The organism is Thalassotalea agariperforans, assembly GCF_053470345.1.
Map to the genome: position 1 here is coordinate 18,629 of NZ_JBQMWH010000019.1, position 18,457 is coordinate 37,085.

At 38.4% G+C, this 18,457-nt stretch carries 15 protein-coding genes; 7 read left to right on the top strand and 8 right to left on the bottom strand.

Translation table 11 applies throughout. The features are described 5' to 3' along the window. The first annotated feature begins 24 nt into the window (after nucleotides 1-24). The 3 genes from ACSLUO_RS16480 to ACSLUO_RS16490 all read left to right on the top strand — a co-directional run bounded on the left by ACSLUO_RS16480 (nucleotide 25) and on the right by ACSLUO_RS16490 (nucleotide 4,967). On the top strand, nucleotides 25-2,550 hold the full coding sequence (locus tag ACSLUO_RS16480; RefSeq protein ID WP_448250206.1) for a glycoside hydrolase family 5 protein: 2,526 nt from the start codon (nucleotides 25-27) through the stop codon (nucleotides 2,548-2,550). Nucleotides 2,551-2,752: 202 nt separating this feature from the next. Continuing rightward, entirely contained in the window at nucleotides 2,753-3,775 is a 1,023-nt protein-coding gene (locus ACSLUO_RS16485) for a LacI family DNA-binding transcriptional regulator (RefSeq protein WP_448250208.1), read from the top strand. Nucleotides 3,776-3,806: 31 nt separating this feature from the next. Beyond that, nucleotides 3,807-4,967, top strand: coding sequence for an MFS transporter (locus ACSLUO_RS16490; RefSeq protein ID WP_448250210.1), 1,161 nt, complete (start codon nucleotides 3,807-3,809; stop codon nucleotides 4,965-4,967). Between the two features lie 2 nt (nucleotides 4,968-4,969). On the opposite strand, the gene ACSLUO_RS16495 is transcribed toward ACSLUO_RS16490, so the two are convergent. Then, on the bottom strand, nucleotides 4,970-6,574 hold the full coding sequence (locus ACSLUO_RS16495) for a glycerol-3-phosphate dehydrogenase/oxidase (RefSeq protein ID WP_448250211.1): 1,605 nt from the start codon (nucleotides 6,572-6,574) through the stop codon (nucleotides 4,970-4,972). A gap of 303 nt (nucleotides 6,575-6,877) precedes the next feature. On the opposite strand from ACSLUO_RS16495, the gene ACSLUO_RS16500 reads away from it, so the two are divergent. Continuing rightward, entirely contained in the window at nucleotides 6,878-7,387 is a 510-nt protein-coding gene (locus ACSLUO_RS16500; protein ID WP_448250213.1) for a hypothetical protein, read from the top strand. Between the two features lie 57 nt (nucleotides 7,388-7,444). On the opposite strand, the gene ACSLUO_RS16505 is transcribed toward ACSLUO_RS16500, so the two are convergent. After that, nucleotides 7,445-8,605 carry an endo-1,4-beta-xylanase gene (locus tag ACSLUO_RS16505; RefSeq protein ID WP_448250215.1) on the bottom strand — a complete coding sequence of 387 codons (1,161 nt, stop codon included), beginning with the start codon at nucleotides 8,603-8,605 and terminating at the stop codon, nucleotides 7,445-7,447. Between the two features lie 124 nt (nucleotides 8,606-8,729). On the opposite strand from ACSLUO_RS16505, the gene bla reads away from it, so the two are divergent. From bla to ACSLUO_RS16520, 3 genes are all read left to right on the top strand, one after another. After that, on the top strand, nucleotides 8,730-9,446 hold the full coding sequence (bla, locus tag ACSLUO_RS16510) for a subclass B1 metallo-beta-lactamase (protein ID WP_448250217.1): 717 nt from the start codon (nucleotides 8,730-8,732) through the stop codon (nucleotides 9,444-9,446). A gap of 58 nt (nucleotides 9,447-9,504) precedes the next feature. Continuing rightward, entirely contained in the window at nucleotides 9,505-10,419 is a 915-nt protein-coding gene (mak, locus tag ACSLUO_RS16515) for a fructokinase (protein WP_448250219.1), read from the top strand. A 100-nt stretch (nucleotides 10,420-10,519) separates the two neighbouring features. Further along, nucleotides 10,520-11,767, top strand: coding sequence for a Vgb family protein (locus ACSLUO_RS16520; protein ID WP_448250220.1), 1,248 nt, complete (start codon nucleotides 10,520-10,522; stop codon nucleotides 11,765-11,767). A gap of 79 nt (nucleotides 11,768-11,846) precedes the next feature. Here ACSLUO_RS16520 and ACSLUO_RS16525 read toward each other — a convergent pair whose 3' ends face one another. The 6 genes from ACSLUO_RS16525 to ACSLUO_RS16550 are packed head-to-tail and all read right to left on the bottom strand — an operon-like array spanning nucleotide 11,847 to nucleotide 18,264. Next, on the bottom strand, nucleotides 11,847-13,226 hold the full coding sequence (locus tag ACSLUO_RS16525; RefSeq protein ID WP_448250221.1) for an alkaline phosphatase family protein: 1,380 nt from the start codon (nucleotides 13,224-13,226) through the stop codon (nucleotides 11,847-11,849). A 33-nt stretch (nucleotides 13,227-13,259) separates the two neighbouring features. Next, entirely contained in the window at nucleotides 13,260-14,486 is a 1,227-nt protein-coding gene (eboE, locus tag ACSLUO_RS16530) for a metabolite traffic protein EboE (RefSeq protein WP_448250223.1), read from the bottom strand. 14 nt (nucleotides 14,487-14,500) lie between these two features. Then, nucleotides 14,501-15,391 carry a TatD family hydrolase gene (locus ACSLUO_RS16535; RefSeq protein ID WP_448250225.1) on the bottom strand — a complete coding sequence of 297 codons (891 nt, stop codon included), beginning with the start codon at nucleotides 15,389-15,391 and terminating at the stop codon, nucleotides 14,501-14,503. 42 nt (nucleotides 15,392-15,433) lie between these two features. Next, entirely contained in the window at nucleotides 15,434-16,198 is a 765-nt protein-coding gene (locus ACSLUO_RS16540) for an EboA domain-containing protein (RefSeq protein ID WP_448250226.1), read from the bottom strand. A 32-nt stretch (nucleotides 16,199-16,230) separates the two neighbouring features. Then, nucleotides 16,231-17,106 carry a UbiA family prenyltransferase gene (locus ACSLUO_RS16545; RefSeq protein ID WP_448250228.1) on the bottom strand — a complete coding sequence of 292 codons (876 nt, stop codon included), beginning with the start codon at nucleotides 17,104-17,106 and terminating at the stop codon, nucleotides 16,231-16,233. A 12-nt stretch (nucleotides 17,107-17,118) separates the two neighbouring features. Next, nucleotides 17,119-18,264 (bottom strand): 3-dehydroquinate synthase, encoded by a 1,146-nt coding sequence (locus ACSLUO_RS16550; protein ID WP_448250229.1) that lies wholly within the window; start codon nucleotides 18,262-18,264, stop codon nucleotides 17,119-17,121. Nucleotides 18,265-18,457 lie beyond the last annotated feature (193 nt).

Genomic DNA, 18,457 nt, shown 5'->3' on the forward strand with positions numbered 1-18,457 from the left:
ATAATAAGATAATCAGGGGACATTATGAAAAGTACAATAAAAAATTTAAAAATTAGCAGCATAAGTCTTGCGCTAGTGATGGCGTTACAAGGTTGTAATAGTGAAGCGCCTGAAGCGATCACACCAACACCTTCACCCATAGAGCAACCTAAAGCTCAGCAAGAAAGTTACTCTATGCTGAAACAGCACGGCACCATGTGGATGAACCAAGAAAATCAAAAAGTGTCGTTGCGTGGTATTAATTTAGGTAACTGGCTAGCAATGGAAATGTGGATGTTTGGTTCAGAAACCCCGATAGGTGACAACATTACTGATCAGTGTACGTTAGAAAGTGCCCTTGAAGCCCGCTTTACAGCTGAAGAAGTAGAAGAGGTTTTAGATACCCACAGAGACAATTGGATGACCAGTAAAGATTGGGACATCATTGCTGACAGCGGTTTTAATTTAGTTCGTGTACCTTTTTTATATGATCTGATTGAAAACGATGACATGCCTAAAACCTTAAGAGCTGATGCTTGGGAATATTTAGACTGGGCCATTGCTGAGGCAAAAGCGCGTAAATTATACGTAGTATTAGATTTGCATGGTGCTGTAGGACGACAAGGTGAAGAGCAACATACAGGCTGTGCGGGTAAAAATGAGTTATGGAATAATATTGAATATCGCGAGCGTACCGCTTGGTTATGGCAACAAATAGCAGCTAAATATAAAGACGAAGCAACTGTTGCTGGTTATGGTTTATTAAATGAACCTTGGGGCACAGATCCTGAAACGTTAAAAGAAGTGTCGGTTGATCTTTATGAAGCTATCCGCGCGGTTGATCAAAATCATATCGTTATTTTACCCGGTCACAATGCCGATGGTATTAAAGCGTATGGCGACCCGTATGATTTAGGTATGGAAAACGTGGCCTTTGAAATTCATCAATATCCTGGGCTTTTTGGTTGGGGTGAAATCGGTTACGACGTACATCGCGATTGGTTAACCTGTGGTGAAAATGGCGAAACAGGTGTTTGTGATTGGGCAACGCGCGCCAGTAAAGTTTACACGCCAATATTAGTTGGTGAAATGCAACCTTGGGTTGGACTTGGTGAGCTTGGCGGTGATATTACTCGTGCAACCTTTGATAAATTTAATGATCTCAACTGGGCGGCAACGGCTTGGTCATATAAAACCTTGTCATTAGCTGGTGGCTTAGGTGGTGGTCAATGGGGCTTAATGACTAACACAGGAGAACAATTGTTAGTGAAAGCACAAACATGGGCTTGTAACGACTGGGAAAGTACTTTTGCTAATGCCTGTGATGGTGCTGCACGTAGTACCACACCTTATCAAGGTGAAGGAACTAAAACTATGTACTTAGTTATTAAAACGGGTGCATTTAATGGTACGGATGTTACTTACGACAACATTAAGTTAGTGAATGATGCCACCGGTGAAAACATTTTAATCAATGGTGACTTTGGTAGTAACGACTCTTGGACCGAAGTGTCGTTATGGGGCGATCCGCGCACGTATGATTTCCAATATGCCGCAGGTGAATTTGCCGGAAGTGATACCGGAGAAGCATTACGGATCACTTCGCCAGCAGGCAATCACAGTTTAATTTATCAAGCGGTTGAAGTGACTGGCGGCCAGTCGTATACCATCTCAGGTAAATTTAAAGATAACGGTGCTAACAATAATGATATGTGGGCAGAAATTTATTTAGTACCCGATATGCCACAAGAATGGGTTGATGTAACAGGACGTTCTTTACCAAGTGTTGATGTAAATAATTCTTCATTAGATGAGATCAAAGCTTTCTTCAGCTCGTTTAGTTCGATGGATTATGTTATCAACCAAGGTGTTGTTGATGCCCTATTAGCCGATGAAAAACCTGCCATTTTCACTAATATTCCGACTAAACCAACTGAACTTAGTTTAACGGTGGCAGCTACGTCAGTGTCATTAACATGGCAAGCCTCAGAAGGTGACATAAAAGGTTATAAAGTGTTTAGATCAACCGCACCACGTTCTGGTTTTGAAGCCATAGCAACGGTTGAAGGAACCAGCTACAACGATGAAAATTTAGATACAGGCACAACCTATTATTACTATGTAGCGGCTTATAATGATATTGACCAAGGCTATGGTAGTAATATTGAAGCCAGCGGTGATACTTTCTACCCTATTCCAGGTAAGTTAGAAGCTGAAAGTTATACTGCGGCGCACCCTGGAGTTGAAACTGAAACAGCGGGCGATGAAGGCGGCGGTTTTAACATCGGTCATTTTGAAATTGATCGCTGGGTTGAATACGACGTTAAAGTATTAGAAGCAGGTGAGTACACAGTTTCATATCGTTTAGCGACATTGCCAGGTAGTGATGGTTTTGAATTACAGTTTGATGGTGAAACGGTTGATACTGTAAGTATTCCAGTTACGGGTGGTTGGCAAGATTATGTTACTATCACGTCAACGATCACTTTAACTGAAGGGCAGAAAACCATGCGTTTTGTCTCTTTAGGAAATCAGTGGAACTTTAACTGGGTTAGCTTTACTAAAAACTAGCCAGTTATTAAATAAAACCTGAAAACCACTGGTTTTCAGGTTTTTTATTTAGAAATTTTAAACTGTGTAAGTTTAATTCGTCATTATTTGTGTTATTTGATTATTTTCGCTGATAATATGAACGATGAAATCGAAATCACCTTTTTAATTTACTTGTCAAACAAATTGAAATATCACATTAAGAATAAAAAATAATTACTTTATGTCTAATTTAAGAATTAAAGATATTGCTTTAAAAGCCGGTGTTTCTGAAGCAACCGTTTCAAGAACATTGCGAAGTCCTGATATTGTTTCACCTAAAACGCGTGAAAAAGTAATGGCGGTGGTTGATGAACTCGGCTTTACTCCAAATAAATTGGGAGCAAGTTTACGCAATGGCCGTTCTGGCAATATTGTGGTGTTAACTCCTGATATTAGTAATCCGTACTTTTCACCGATTGTGCGAGCCATTGAAAAAGTAGCAATGAGCAAAGGGTATTCTGTGCTATTAGGTGATACACAAGAAGATCCGGCACGTGAATTTCAATTTGGTGATTTAGTGATGGGGAGTCAGGCTGACGGCATTATTATTTCTTCACAGCGATTGCCTTTTAATACCAATATTCACAAAAATATACTCAAGAATATGCCACCAATAGTGAGTACTGCGGAATTAATTGATTTACCAGATATTCATAAAATTGCGGTTGATAATGTGGCGATTTCGGTGACCGCTGTTCGCCATTTAATTGAACAAGGTCATACTGATATTGCGGTTATTGCCGGAACTAAATCACATGTAAGTACCAAAGAGCGATTAAAAGGTATGAAACAGGCGCTAAAAGCTGCTGGCTTAACTTTTGATGAAAAGCTAGTTTATTATGGTGATTTTTCAACACAATCAGGTGTTGATGGAGCGAAAGCTTTATTGCAGCAAAAGAGAAGGCCAACGGCCATTTATTGTTTTGGTGATATGGTAGCTATTGGTGCTATGCATGCGTTACGTGAGTTGGATTATTCTATTCCAGATGATATTTCGGTGATCGGTATTGATAATATTAATTTTGCACAATATTGTTATCCGCCATTAACAACGGTTGCACAACCACTAGAAAAAATTGGTGAAGCGTGTGCCAATACCTTGATTGATTTAATTGAAGGGCGAACCCCTGAAAAATTATTAAACATTATGCCACATGAATTGATTATTCGAGGTAGCTCTGCTGCTCCTCAAGCAAAAAATTAAGATGACATAATAAACGAACTTAGGATCGCGCTTGTTAAATAAATTATATCTTCCGTTATCGAGCTTTTATTTTTTTTATTGTGCGGTATTAGGTGCTGTTTTACCTTATTTTGGTGTTTTTCTTAAAGAAAATAACTTTTCAACGTCTTTGATCGCCTTAACAAGTGCCATTTTATTAGCATCGAATATTGTTGCGCCTAATTTTTGGGGTTGGTTAACGGATAAATTTGGCCGCCGCATTCGCATTATTCGTTTAGGTAATTTACTTGCTTGCTTAGCCTTTATGTTGATGTTTTGGGTAAAGGCCTATTGGGCGATTATTGTGGTAGTTATTGCTTTTAGTTTTTGCTGGCAAGGGTTAATTGCACAATTTGAGGTTGTTACCTTAGAAAAAATTGAAAATACTAAAATGAGTTACGGCAAAATCAGGATGTGGGGCTCGGTTGGTTTTGTTAGTTCAGTTTCTTTATTAGGGGTGCTGTTTGAGCAAACATCAATAGATTATTTTCCCCATGTCACCTTAATGTTATTCATTTTATTGTGGCTAAGCACCTTATTGGTGGATGACGCCGATCGTAAACAAGAAATTGTAAAACCTAACCCCATTTTAGAAACAATAAAAAAACCAGCAATTATCTTACTGTTAGCGGCGATTACCTTGGTGAATGTAAGTCATGGTATTTATTATACTTTTTTTAGTATTTACCTTGAAGGTTTAGGCTATAGCACCAGTATTATTGGTACGTTATGGACGATAGCTGTGGTTGCTGAAATTTTAATGTTTTTAGTTATCAATCGGCTGTTTAAGCGCTATAACCGACAAACTATTTTGTTAGTTAGCTTGTTTATGGCATTGGTGCGTTGGGGCTGTATTGCCTTTTTTAGTGACTCAATTTGGGTACTTATTTTCTCTCAAACCTTACATGCTTTTACCTTTAGTGCCATACATTCAGTGATGATGGAACGAATTAAAACTGATTTTAAAAAGGAGCACCAAGGGCGTGCGCAAGCCATTTATAATTCGGTTTGTGTAAGTGCTGGCGCTGCTATTGGTGCGGGTGTGGCCGGTTGGTTATGGGATTGGAGTAATGCAGGTACCTTTATGGTTTCTACAGGTGTGGCCGGTTTAGCCTTGTTGATCACTTGGTTAAGTGGTTTAACGTTTTTTAAAACTAAACACTTGCCAAGCTAACGTTATTCGCTAGCTTGATATTCTTTTAATTTTTCTTCGGCTTCATCACCAAATAAAATCTGACAAGCGGCTTGTAAACCTGGGTCGCTTAAAATGTCGCTTCTGCGAACTACCATAGATATTTTTGACCGTCGTCGTAAAAAGTCATCCAGTTTGGTGATCATTTCATGTTCGGCCGCATGTTCAACTTCTACCACTAAATATTCTGCGTTGTTTATTAATAATTTCGCTTTTTCAGGCTGTTGTTCAATGGCGGTTAACATGGCAAACGCTTTTGTGTCGTATCTGCGCCATAAACGTTGGCTAAGCGGCTCAGAAGATGAGGTTGGTGTTAACGCATCAAGGTTGATTAACTTAGCGTGTTGCATAAATTTAGCTTTAACTTGGCTGCTTGATTCACCGTACCATTTAGTATCGGGTTGAGGCACTTGTATGCCTAATTGGGCAATATGTTCAGCTATTTCATTACCAACATTCAGGCAGTCAGTTAATTTACCACCAAAAATCGATAAATAACGGGTTTGATGATTTGCATCTATTGCATGTTTTCGAGAAAGTTCAACCCAGTCAGCGTTACCGTTTTGTTTGTCGATAGCCAATGGTCGCACTCCACAGCGTTCAGAAATAATATCTTGTAGTGTTAACGGCTTAGCTAAATCGAGTAATTTATTAACATTATTTAACACGAAGTTTCTGTCGTCATCGGTAACTTCGGTAAAAGGGCTGTCTACTTGGGTGTCGGTTGTGCCAATACAGGTTTTTGTGCCCATAGGGATGACAAAAAATAAGCGGCCATCATCGGCAAAAAAAGTTAATACTTTTTTACTATCGGTAATTTTATCAACAATTAAATGAATGCCTTTAGAAAATACATGATGATGCTGAGTGCTTTGGTTATTTTGTTGATTAACCTGATCAACTAAGGGGCCACAAGCGTTAATTAGGCATTTTGAGCGAATGGTTATTGCTTGTCCTGAAATTTTGTCTTGTGCTTGAGTTTGCCAAAGTCCAGCAACTTGTTCAGTGTGCAAAGCTTCAACATAATTGGCGACAATAGCGCCGTTATCTATGCTTGAGCGGATAAAATTAAAAACAAAACGGGCATCGTTATCATAAAAGTAGGCATCAGAATATTCAAAGCCACCAACCACGGGTTTAATATTGATGACCGGTTCAATTAATTTAATTTGTTTTGTTGATAAAAGCGTCGGTTGTTGCGTGAAAAACCGCCCCATTAACCAATAAAGTAAGGTACCCGCATAAAGCAAGGGAGTTGGAAAGCGAAAACCTTGGTGAATACTGGTTAAAAAGCGAATTTCTTGTACGGTGGAAGGGTAGTTCTGCATTAAATAATTACGGCTTTGGCACAATTTATTAACGAGGCCAAATTGATAACTTTCTAAATATTTAATGCCGCCCCAAGCTAGGTTAGATGAATTAGAGCTTGTCATGCCAGCAAAGTCACCTTGGTCGATTAACGCAACTTTTACCCCTTTAGCTGCCAGTGCCGCAGCTGAAACGGCACCATTAATACCACCACCTAAAATTAAAACATCAAAGGTGTGTTGAGATAGTTGTGCTAAATGACATTCCCGTAAAGTACTCATTCAATATCAGTCTTAAGCCCTAATAATTTTTAATAGTAAAATCATATAATTAAAAAGCTTATTAGGTAGTAAATAGGTTATTTAAACTATACAAGTAAAAACCAACGGTAACCAATTTTGTTTAATTAAAATATCAAAACTTGTATTTAAACAGGATAATTTCTGGAAACTTTAAAATTGGTAATACAATATTTTTAATTGGTTTGTTTTATTGGTAATAATTATCTGGCTTAATTTAAATGTTATTTGCTATTATGGTTTTCTGTTAGATCTAACCTTAGATTCAATCACAAGAGACACATTATGAAAAAATCATTAGTGCTATTTTGCACCTTATTATTAAGCACAGGTCAGTTAAGCTATGCCGGTGATCAACAAGTAGGCGCTAGTTTACATAAAAAGTTTGAAATTGAGTTAAGCGATATTCCCGCTAGCGCAATGGCAGCTATTTTAAAAATAAAACCTGATTTTGTTGCCAAAGAAGCAGAAAAAGAATTAAAACATGGTAATCATTATCTTGATATTGAAGGTGTTGATAACAACGGTAATGAAGTTGAATTTGATATGTTACAGCAAGATGGTTTATGGCAAGTTGTCGAAATTCAACGTGATTTAACCATAGAGCAATGCCCAGCAGCAGTTGTTAATGTGTTACCTAAAATTACCGCTAAACGCATTATAGAAAGTGATCAAACCAACGGTATTGTCATTTATGAATTTTATACCGTTGCCGCGGATGGCACAGAAAAAAAATATGAAGTGAAATTAGAAAATAATCAGGCGGAATTATTAACGAAAGAATGGCAACATTAACTATTGTCCGTTAGTTTCAGATGTCTACTTGATATGCAAGTAGACATCTTTTTTGAGTTATTTTAATGCTAATGCGATAACAGCATCATGCGCTTTTTTAGCTTGGCCATTGCGGTTAAACAATAAAGGGAAGTTAGTTCTACCTGCTACAGGCCAGCCGTTTAACCAAGAGTCACCATCGGTAACGCCCCAAAAAGTAACACGGTCAATACTCTGGTGATGTTTGATAAACTGTTGAAAAATTTCTTGATAACGCTGTGCTAATTTATCTTCAGCATCGGCTGGAAAGTTGCCATCAGGATATGGATTATTTTCTGGTGTTGCCGTTAGCTTGTTTATATCTACATTAGCACCAAAAAATTCGTCACGCCCTAAAAAGTCAACATCAAGCTCGGTAATATGTAAAGGTAAGCCTGTAGCAGCATAAGCAGTTAAGGTTTCGTTAATTTTTTCTGCACTTGGATTTTCCATGCCCCAGTGGCCTTGCAAGCCAATACCATCAATACGCACACCTCTGTTTTGGAAGTCATTGACCATAGCAATAACGGTATCTCGTCGGCCTATTCTGTCCATACCATAATCGTTATAGAGTAGTACTGCATCTTTTGGCATTTCTTGGTCGGCAATTAAAAAAGCTTGTTCGATAAAATCATCACCAATAATTTGGTGATATAAGGATTGTCGTAATGAGCCGTCGTCTTCTATTGCTTCGTTAACTACATCCCAAATTTTCACTCTGTCGCCATAACGGCTAGCAAACATTTTTGCTCGTTCACGCATACGATCAAGCAAAGCTTCTCGGGTTAACAAATTACCTTCAGTATCTTTAAATACCCAATCAGGTGTTTGACTATGCCAAAATAAGACGTGGCCAACCGTGGTAATATTTTCATCAACTCCTAATTGGGCAAATTGATCGGCAATAGCAAATTCGTATTTCCCTGGTAATGGATTGATGCGTTCCCATTTCATATCGTTATCAAGGGTAATAGCACTGAAATTCTCTTTTGCTAATGCTAAAGATGGGTGATTAGGGCTGTTAAACATTGAGGCACCTAAGGTAGCACCAACCAAAAATTTATCAGCATACGCTGCTTTTAACGTTATGGTAGTTCTTGCTTGTTCAATTGTTTGTTTTGTTGAGTTTTCTGAACAACTGAGTAGTCCAGCAGCAAGGGTTGCGATAATCGCTAAATGAGACATTTTATGTTTTTTCATCACATCATCTTATAGGTAACTTAGGAATTGATGACATTGATTGTAACCAAAGTTATTTTCAATTCAGTTTTTTTCAATGGTATTGTTATTATGATTTTTCACAAAGTGACTATAGGTTTTTTTAATGATGCGATGGATTATTTTGTTATTTGTGTTTTTTTCATCAATAAGTTTGGCAACTGAACAACAGAAAACACTGCAAATATTGCCACTAGCAGATAATGTTTATCAGCATATATCGTATAAAACGGTTGCACCTTGGGGGCATGTGGCCGCATCAGGTTTGATCCTGATTGAAGGCAATGATGCTCATATTATTGATACGCCGTGGAGTCTTGCTGATACGGAAACATTGCTAGTTTGGCTGGCAGAAAGAAATTTAACGGTAAAATCTAGTGTCATAACCCATTTTCATGAAGATGCCAGTGCCGGTATTGCATTATTAAACCGTCAGCAGATCAAAACTTATGCAACACCGCTAACGAATAGCTTGCTAAAAAAAGCAAAGCGTACTGTGTCGAGCGATGAAATTACCACTAACCCATTTCAATTAGTCCCTGATCAACTTGAAATTTTTTATCCAGGTGCAGGGCATTCACCAGACAATATTGTCGTTTGGTTACCTAAGAGCAAAATACTGTTTGGCGGTTGTTTTGTTAAAAGCCTTGAAAGTAAAAATTTGGGGAATATCGAAGATGCCTCGGTAAATAGCTGGCCACAGGCCATTGCTCAGGTAAGTCAGCAATATCAAGAGATTAAAATGGTGGTGCCCGGACACGGTAAAGTAGGCGACACTCGCTTATTAAAACATACGGAAAAATTAGCGTTGGCAGCTCAATAAGTATTATATAACTCACTGATAAAACCACTTTTAATGAAATACAGGATATAATCGGCCAATGAATCATGAAATTGGACAGTTAATGCGGATAGGTATTGATTTAGGTGGGACAAAAATTGAATTGGTGGTGTTAGATAATAACGGCCAAGAACGCTTTAAAACGCGTGTTGCTACCCCTAAAAATTATCAAGGAACTTTAGATAAAATCGTTAGTTTAGTACAACAGGCTGAGCAAGCAGTTGCGAGTAAATGTTCAGTAGGTATTGGTATTCCCGGTTGTATTTCATTAGACACAGGTACCGTTAAAAATGCCAATTCAACTTGGCTTAATAATCAGCCATTTAATGATGATTTAAACCAGCGGCTTAATCGACAAGTGTTTATTGCCAATGACGCTAATTGTTTTGCTGTTTCAGAGGCGACTGATGGTGCCGCCGCGAAACAGCCGATAGTGTTTGGTGTTATTATCGGTACCGGTTGTGGTGCCGGTATTGCCATTAATGGCAAAGTGCACGCAGGCCGAAATTTTGTTGCGGGTGAATGGGGTCATAATCCATTGCCATGGATGACAGCACAAGAGTTTGAGCAAACCAACTGTTTTTGTGGCAAACATAGCTGCATTGAAACCTTTATTTCAGGCTCAGGCTTTATTCGAGATTTCAATTTAGGCGAGTTACAAGTGCAACGGGCGGAAGACATTATGGCTTTGGTTGAACAAGGTAACCCGCAAGCTATTACTGCGTTTACCAATTTTATTGATCGTTTAGCCCGCTCACTAGCGCATGTGATTAATATTCTTGACCCTGACGCAATAGTACTAGGTGGTGGATTGTCGAATATTGATGCAATTTATCAGAAATTACCGGAAATTTTAGCCAAGTATGTGATTGGCGGCGAATGTTATACACCGGTATTAAAAAATAAATATGGCTGTTCTTCCGGGGTCAGAGGTGCCGCTTGGTTGGCGGATTAAGCGTAAGTAGCGTTTTATCGAGCTAATTATTGATTATAAAGTAGACTTTAGGAATTTTTTGACTTTAATTGTATAAAACAGGCGTTTTTTTGGGGGAACTATGAATAAAGTTATCGTTAATCTTGTTTTCTTAAGCAGCATTTTAGTTGGTTTTACAGCGACAGCGGAAGTAACAACACCAGCTAATGCGATTGAAACTAAAAGTGGCAAACAGTTAGTTGAACAATATTGTACAGCTTGTCATCGTTCGAATTTGATCTCACGCAGCTCAGGTTACAGTTATCAACAGTGGCAGTCATTAACCCGAACTATGATTGATTTGTCGGCAATGCCTACAATTGAAAAAAATATTTTTGGTTATTTAGCAAAAACTTATCCTCCCAATACTGAACGTACACCAACGCTGGTGCCAGGTGATGTGAAAATAACGTTTGAGCAATGGCATACACCAACGTTAGGGCAACGCTCTCGTGATCCTGTTGAAGCGCCTGATGGTTCAATTTGGTGGGCAGGACAACGTGCTAATCTTATTGGTCGTATTAATCCTGCGACCGGCGAAATGCAAGAATATCTACTGCCAGCCAATGCTATGCCTCATTCTGTAACGCCAGATAGTGATGGCAATATTTGGTACACGGGAAATAAAAATGGCACGATAGGTAAACTCAAGCCAAAAACAGGTGAAATTACTGAGTTTAAAATGCCGGATATAAATGCCAAAGACCCTCATACGGCAACCTTTGATAACAAGGGAATTCTTTGGTTTACTGCTCAGCATAGCAATATGGTCGGTCAACTAAATCCTAATACGGGTGAAATTAAATTAGTTACTATGCCAACAAAAGGATCTCGCCCCTACGGTATAAAAATTGATGTTAATGGAAATCCTTGGGTAGCTTGTAATGGTAGTAATTGTTTAGTGAAAGTAAACCCACAAACAATGCAATTAACTCAGATCAACTTACCCAATAATGCGACTCGAGTTCGCCGTTTAGATATCGCCGCTGACGGTAATATTTGGTATGTAAATTCAGCTCGTGGCCGCCTTGGTCGCTATAATCCGAATACCGGGGAGATCAAAGAATGGCCATCACCAAGTGGCGATAAATCTCACCCGTATGCAATAGCTGTAGTTAATGGTGTTGTTTGGTACAACGAATCAGGTCAACGTCCCGATGCTTTAGTGAGATTTGATCCTAGCACCGAAACGTTTCAAAGTTGGGCTATACCGTCAGATGATTTTTATGCTGGGATTATTCGGCATATGCGGCCAACACGAGCGGGCGATTTGCTAATACACCAAAGTAGTAGCAATAAAATTATTCGAGTAAAAATAGAAAACGATTAAACCAACAACATAGTCTTTAATCGTTACCCCTGAGACCCTCTGCACTTAAGTGTCGGTAAGCTTGATGCCGACACTTAACCTATTTTTCAAAATGCTTTAGCATCAACTCAAAAATATCGGTTTGTTGATAAGTTTTATGGGCATCAAGGCTTTGCTCTTTGGCAATTAAAATAGGCCCTTGTTCCGGAGAGTCGGTCAAACGGCCGTGGCTACCTTTGATCAAGCTAGTATCTAGCGGAATAACATCCATTAAATATCGAAAACCGAGTTTTTTCTTTAACACTCGACCAGCAATCGCCAATAATGGTAATTTTATTTTCGGGTCAACAAACATTTCGACTGGGTCGTAACCCACTTTACGATGAATATCGACAGTGCGAGCAAAATCGGGCGCATGTTTATCATCTAACCAAAAATAATAACTAAACCAAGCATCGGCATGGCTGATTGCCACTAAGTCACCACTGCGTTGATGCTGAATACCCAGCGCAACTTGTTCTGTTTTATCAAGTACTTGTTCAATGCCGTCGGTATTGATTAATAACTGTTTGATTTCGGCAAGTTCGCTTTTGTCGTTCACGTAAACATGAGCACATTGATGATCCGCTACTGCAAACGCCTTAGAAGCGCCACAATCTAAATTTTCAAAATCAAGGGTTTTACGTACTGTAATATAACCTTGTTGGCGTAATATTTGATTAATATGAACCGTTTTATTGACCTCAGTAATACCGTATTCCGACACTAATAAAAATTCTGCGCCGGTATTGTCATGCGCTTTAAGCATATCGCCAATCACGGCATCAATGGCCTGTACTTCACTGGCGATAGATGGATGATTAGGGCCAAATTTTTGTAGGCAATAATCAAGGTGCGGTAAATATACTAGTTGTAAGTCGGGTTGATTCAGTTCAAATTCTTTAATAGCAGCTTTCGCTATCCATTGGCTGGCGCCAATACCGGCTTTAGGGCCCCAAAAATTAAAAAACGGGAAAGTACCTATTTCCGCTTCAATTTGCTGGTGAAGCCCTTGTGGTGAAGAATAAAGGTCAAATACTTTACCACCGTCAGCTAAATAATGTGGCCGTGGCGTTATGCTGTTATCGACATTGGCGTACATGTTGTACCACCAAAATAATTTAGACACTTTTAAGTTAGGATTTTTAGCTTTTAGCACATCCCAAATTTTATCGCTTTGCACTAATTGATTGGCTTGTTTCCAAAAGCCCACTTCTGCCAACTCATGAAAATACCAACCATTACCAACAATACCGTGCTGACTAGCTTGTTTACCAGTGACCATGGCCGATTGTGCCGTTGTTGTTACTGCAGGAAATTCAGCGGCAAGTGGCTTTTTACAGTAACCTTGGTTTAATAATTTATTAATATTAGGCGTGTTTTCGCCAACCATGTAAGGGCTTAAACCAACAACATTTAAAACAATTAACGGAGATGACATAAAAGGCTTCTTTTTATAATAGTTGCTAATTACTTAGGGAGTAAGTAAGGAGGTATTGAGTAAATTTCGTTCGGCTAAAGCTTGTTCTAACCAAGTAAATTCAGCGACAAGCCCTTGGTGTAATGTTTGACTTTGCTGACTATTGTTATCAATTAAATTAAGCCAAGTATAGGTTTCAATTTCAAGATAAGGCCGGCAACTAGGTGTGACTTTTAAAAAGTCTAAGGTTGATAAAATTGCGGCCTGTGTTGAGCTTAAAAATGGCTTAGGTAACGCGGTTTGATTGACCGGAATGTGATAATGAATTTTAGCGGTCAATGGCAAGTCACTTTGATAGTCATTAAATACTGTTAATAGTGCCTGCTCGTTTAAATCGGCTAATTCAGCTAACAAGGTATCTTGTTGAAAAACTTTGGTTTGATGTAAAAATTTTATATCTTTAAACAATGTTGTCAGTTCAGATATGTCTTCTACTGAGTTTAGTTCAGCATGTACGGCATTTGAGATTTGAATTTTGCTAATTTCAATGCCTGCTTGGGTAATTTTTGTTAACGACTGCTTAATGTTTTCATTCATGACACCTTGATGGCAAGTGTCATAACAACAGCCAATATAACGTAAAATATCACTTTTACTGCTGCCTGCTTGCTCTGCATTGGGTAGTAAATGTTCAGTAAAAAATGCCACTAATTCATCGGTACTTTGCAATACACAGTCTGGCTCCATTTCAAGACAAACGATAATACGTTTACCTGAACTGTGCTCAAGGTTTTTTAAGTATTGAGCTAGCGCAATTAACTGGTGAACCGCGCTTTGCATTTGCTCAGCAGTCCAATCTTTGGCGTACCCTAAAGGTAGGGTTGAAATAGCGCCTGTGCTGATATTTTCGGGTAAACAGTGTACTAAAATATCGGCAAGTTGTTGGCTGTAAGTTAAACGCTCGGTTTGCGCCCAAGTGGGTAGGTAAACTTTTTGTTTCACTTCGGCTAAATGAAAATCGCCATACGGAAAACCATTTAAACTGGTTAACATTACCCCTTGTTGTTGCAGTAAGTTTTTGAAGTTAGCTAATAATGGCGGCTGCGCTAATAACTCGTCAGCCGCTTGTGCTGATAACCAAAGCCCAGATGCCATTTCAGCTAAGTTTCGTTGTGCGCGCACGGCACTAAAGTGTTCAATAAGGTTGTTATTAACCTTATTGATACTTTCGCCAGGGTGAACATTACTGCAATAGGCAATATCAGCTTTGTGATAAGTCATGATTATTGGTTAAGTTATTTATTTGGTGTTTCGATAATCGGATCTTGACCACGTAATACTTTGTTTTCTTTAAATGTTTTGGTTTGGTCGATCAGTGGTTTTTTCACCATATCAATGGAAATTCGACCACTTTGGGCAAAAAAGTTAATAGGGTTATTAAAGGTTACTTTTTCAACTTCTTCTTTTGAAAAACCATCATCTAACATGGCTTGTGCAGTTTTTGGTACTTTTAACGGATCACTGACACCCCAATCTGCCGCGCTGTTGATGATCATTTTGTCGGTACCGTATTGTTGTAATAGTTTTACCATACGTGGTTCAGACATTTTGGTATTTGGATAAATACTATGTCCACGCCAACAGTTAGTTTCTAAAACCAGTGGTAAGGTTTGCTCGGTTAAGTGATCTACTAATACCATTTCTTCAGCAATGCCACTTTCACGAATTGCGTCTAAAGTACGTTTAGTACCACTAACTTTGTCACGATGTGGGGTGTGAATAAGCACAGGTAAGTTTAAGTTTTTAGCTAATTCCAATTGCTCTAATAAAAAGCGATCTTCTTCTGGCGTAATATCGTCGTAACCAATTTCACCAACACCAACAACATTATCTTTTTGGCAATAACGCGGTAAAATTTTCATGACTTCTTCGGCTAAATCAACGTCATTGGCTTCTTTTGGGTTTAAGCCCATCGTGCAAAAGTGCATGATGCCAAATTGTGACGCACGAAAGTGCTCCCAGCCGATCAAGGTATCAAAATAATCAATAAATGACCCAACTTGCGTTCGTGGTTGGCCCAACCAAAATGCGGGTTCAATAACGCCAATAATGCCGGCCGCAGCCATATTTTGGTAATCGTCTGTGGTGCGGGCTAACATATGAATGTGTGGGTCGAAATATTTCATGATTCTTCCTTATGTTTTAGTGCTGTTCACTAAAACCTACTTTTATAATGTAATTGTCGGTAATTTTTGTGCTTGCATTAACTGAGATAATAACTGTTGATGGTTAGTATCGGCATGATAAAAATGCTTCACATAGTGTGCGTATTCTTGTTGGTTTTCGTCGCTTAATTGCTCAACATTAACTGCCAGCCATAATGAAGCTGGTGGTATCCGTTCAGCCAATGCTTGTTCAATTGCGTATGACATACACATATTGCTTAATTTTGAATTTAACCGTGATGATAGTTTGCTGATTTGACTGATGTCTAAGCCGATAAACAAGGTTTTTAATACTAATTGATTAAAGTTTAATTCGGCAAAATGTTCAGCAGGGTAATCATTAAAAAGTGCTAAAGCACTAAATTCATCAACACTATTACAGCGGGCAGCATTAACCGCTAAATTTACTGCTTCACCTTGTGGATCTAATAAACTTAACCCCTTTAATAAGGCGGCTTTTTCAGAGCTGTCACCGGCTTGGTAATATTGTTTTAACGTGACTTTGTTATGTAACTCTGGATGTTGTTCAAACAGGCTTAATAATAACAATAAACGAATAATTTCACTGTTATCACAATATCTTAATGTTGCTTCAGTGCTGTTAATAGCACTGGTAATTTGGCGCTTAACAACAACCGATAAATCAAGTAATTGGTTAATGGGATCTGAGCTAGTTGCTAAAGTGCTAACGGCATTGTCTAACCAAGCTAATTCTGCTGAATTAAGCGTGTTTTTGATCATGTCATAGAGTGGTTGAGCTTGCATCATAAAATCGGTCTATAAAATTAGCTTAGATAAATTTAAGTGACATATAAGTATTTATTGAGCATACGACAAGGAGGTAACAATGCCAAAATAATTAAACTAAATAAATACTCGCCTGACAAGGCGACTAACAAAGCATCTAATGGAATAACGCCAATTACCATCCAACCAATTAATTGCTGAATATTTTGCGGCTGAAAGTGCTTAAATACCTTGATAAGTTTTGACGACATCATGGCAAACCACGCAGCGATTAATAACGCTGAAATAATTTGTTGTTGTGCTGATAGTGTAAAAACTTCTACAACTAAGTATACCGCACTGAGTGTTGTTAACGCTATCATTGTGGCGCAAAACCATACCGCGTTTTTATCTCGGCCGTGGGTTTCTTGTTTGCTTAGCAAGGTTAAGCCGGTAATGTAGAAAAAAATAGGTAAGGCAAATAACCAACTGTTAATCGACAAGGCAACAAAGCTAGCGCCTAACAGCCAGTTAAAATATCGGCAACTGGCCATACACATTGAACCTAACAAACCTTGTTTGATAAAACCATTATATAAAATAATGGCAGCAGCTAATGCTAAGCCGATATAACCGGATGTTGTACTATAACAAAATGCACAAACAAGTGCGGCTGACATCAAGCTAAAACCGATTAACCAAGCCGTTTTTAATGAAAGCTCGCCACTAGGAATTGGTCGTTGTGGTCGTTCAGCTAAGTCCTCTTGGTAATCAAAGCAATCGTTTAATGCCATGCCTGAAAAATAAAATAATACGCTAGCGGCGATCAGTAATATCAAATCAGCATTTAGTTGATTTGTTGAGGCTATAACCGCGGCGGCTAAAATGTTCGATATAGCCGTGAAACCAGCCGGTGCTCGGATTAATTTTAATACGGTAAGTACAGTCATAAATAAGTCAGTTTAGGTGTTTTTTAGCTGTTCAATGGCTTCAGCCATTAATGACTCATTAATGGTATTGACCTCAAAACCTGAGCCAATGGTATTTAATAAGGTAATACATAAATTACCACCCAAATGCTCTTTAAATTCAGCTAACGCTTTAACAATATCGAGTTTATCTAATACCGGGTGATTCAGTTCAAAACCTAAATCTATTAATAAGGTGAGAATTTGTTCTAGTTCATCGTTAGCTAAATAACCCACCAACATAGAATAAATACTATCAACGGCAATTCCTATGGCAACAGCTTCTCCATGTCGTAGCTCGTTATTGCTCAGTTCTTCTAACTTATGTGCCGACCAATGGCCAAAATCTAGTGGCCTTGCCGAGCCGAGTTCAAATGGGTCGCCACTGCTAGCAATATGATTTAAATGCCATTTGGCACCTTTAATGATCATATTCATGGTGGCGCTATCTTCAAATTTTGCTAATTGATGGCGGCTTTGATAAAGCTCATTAAAAAATTCCGGGTCTTTAATTAATGCCACTTTAATGGCTTCGGAAATACCAGAACGTTTATCTCGATCACTTAATGAATTTAATAAATCAAAATCATTAATCACCGCAAAAGGTGGCGCAAAGGTACCAATATAGTTTTTGCGATGATGATAGTTAATGGCGTTTTTTACCCCAACACCCGCATCATTTTGACCAAGCACCGTGGAAGGCATGCGAATTAACCGAATGCCTCGGTGTGCTGTTGCTGCCGCAAAACCAATGGCATCAACCACAGCTCCACCACCTAAAACTAAAATATAAGAATGGCGATCAATGGCATATTTTTCAACAAGTTGATAAATGTTATCAATAACACCTTCATCATTCTTACTGGCTTCACCGGCGGGCACAATCACTTCTGGCAAGGCATTTATATTATGATGCTGACAATATTGGTGAATATCGGTGGCTAAATTAGGCATAGCATCGGCTAAGCCTTGATCAATGACCGCGAGTAGCTTTGGCTGCTCATTACGATTATCAATAAGGTTGGCAATGGTTAAATTAGTCAGTTCAAAGGCTTTGCGGGTAAATAATACTGGATACTCATAATTCAGCGTAAATTGCTGTTTTATACTAAATTGTTCCAGAGAATTAGTTGATAACATACTGCGAAACCTTTATGAAACTGGAGGGTGAACAAATAAAATAGCGTAGTTTTATATCAATTATCTATAAATAAAGATAGTTATTTACAGATAAAAATTGTTTCAAAATGAGTAATTCTAATGTTAATTCTTAATCGTTTTATGGGTTTGTAGGTTTAAATATGGTGCATATATATAAGGGGTTCAAAGCGTT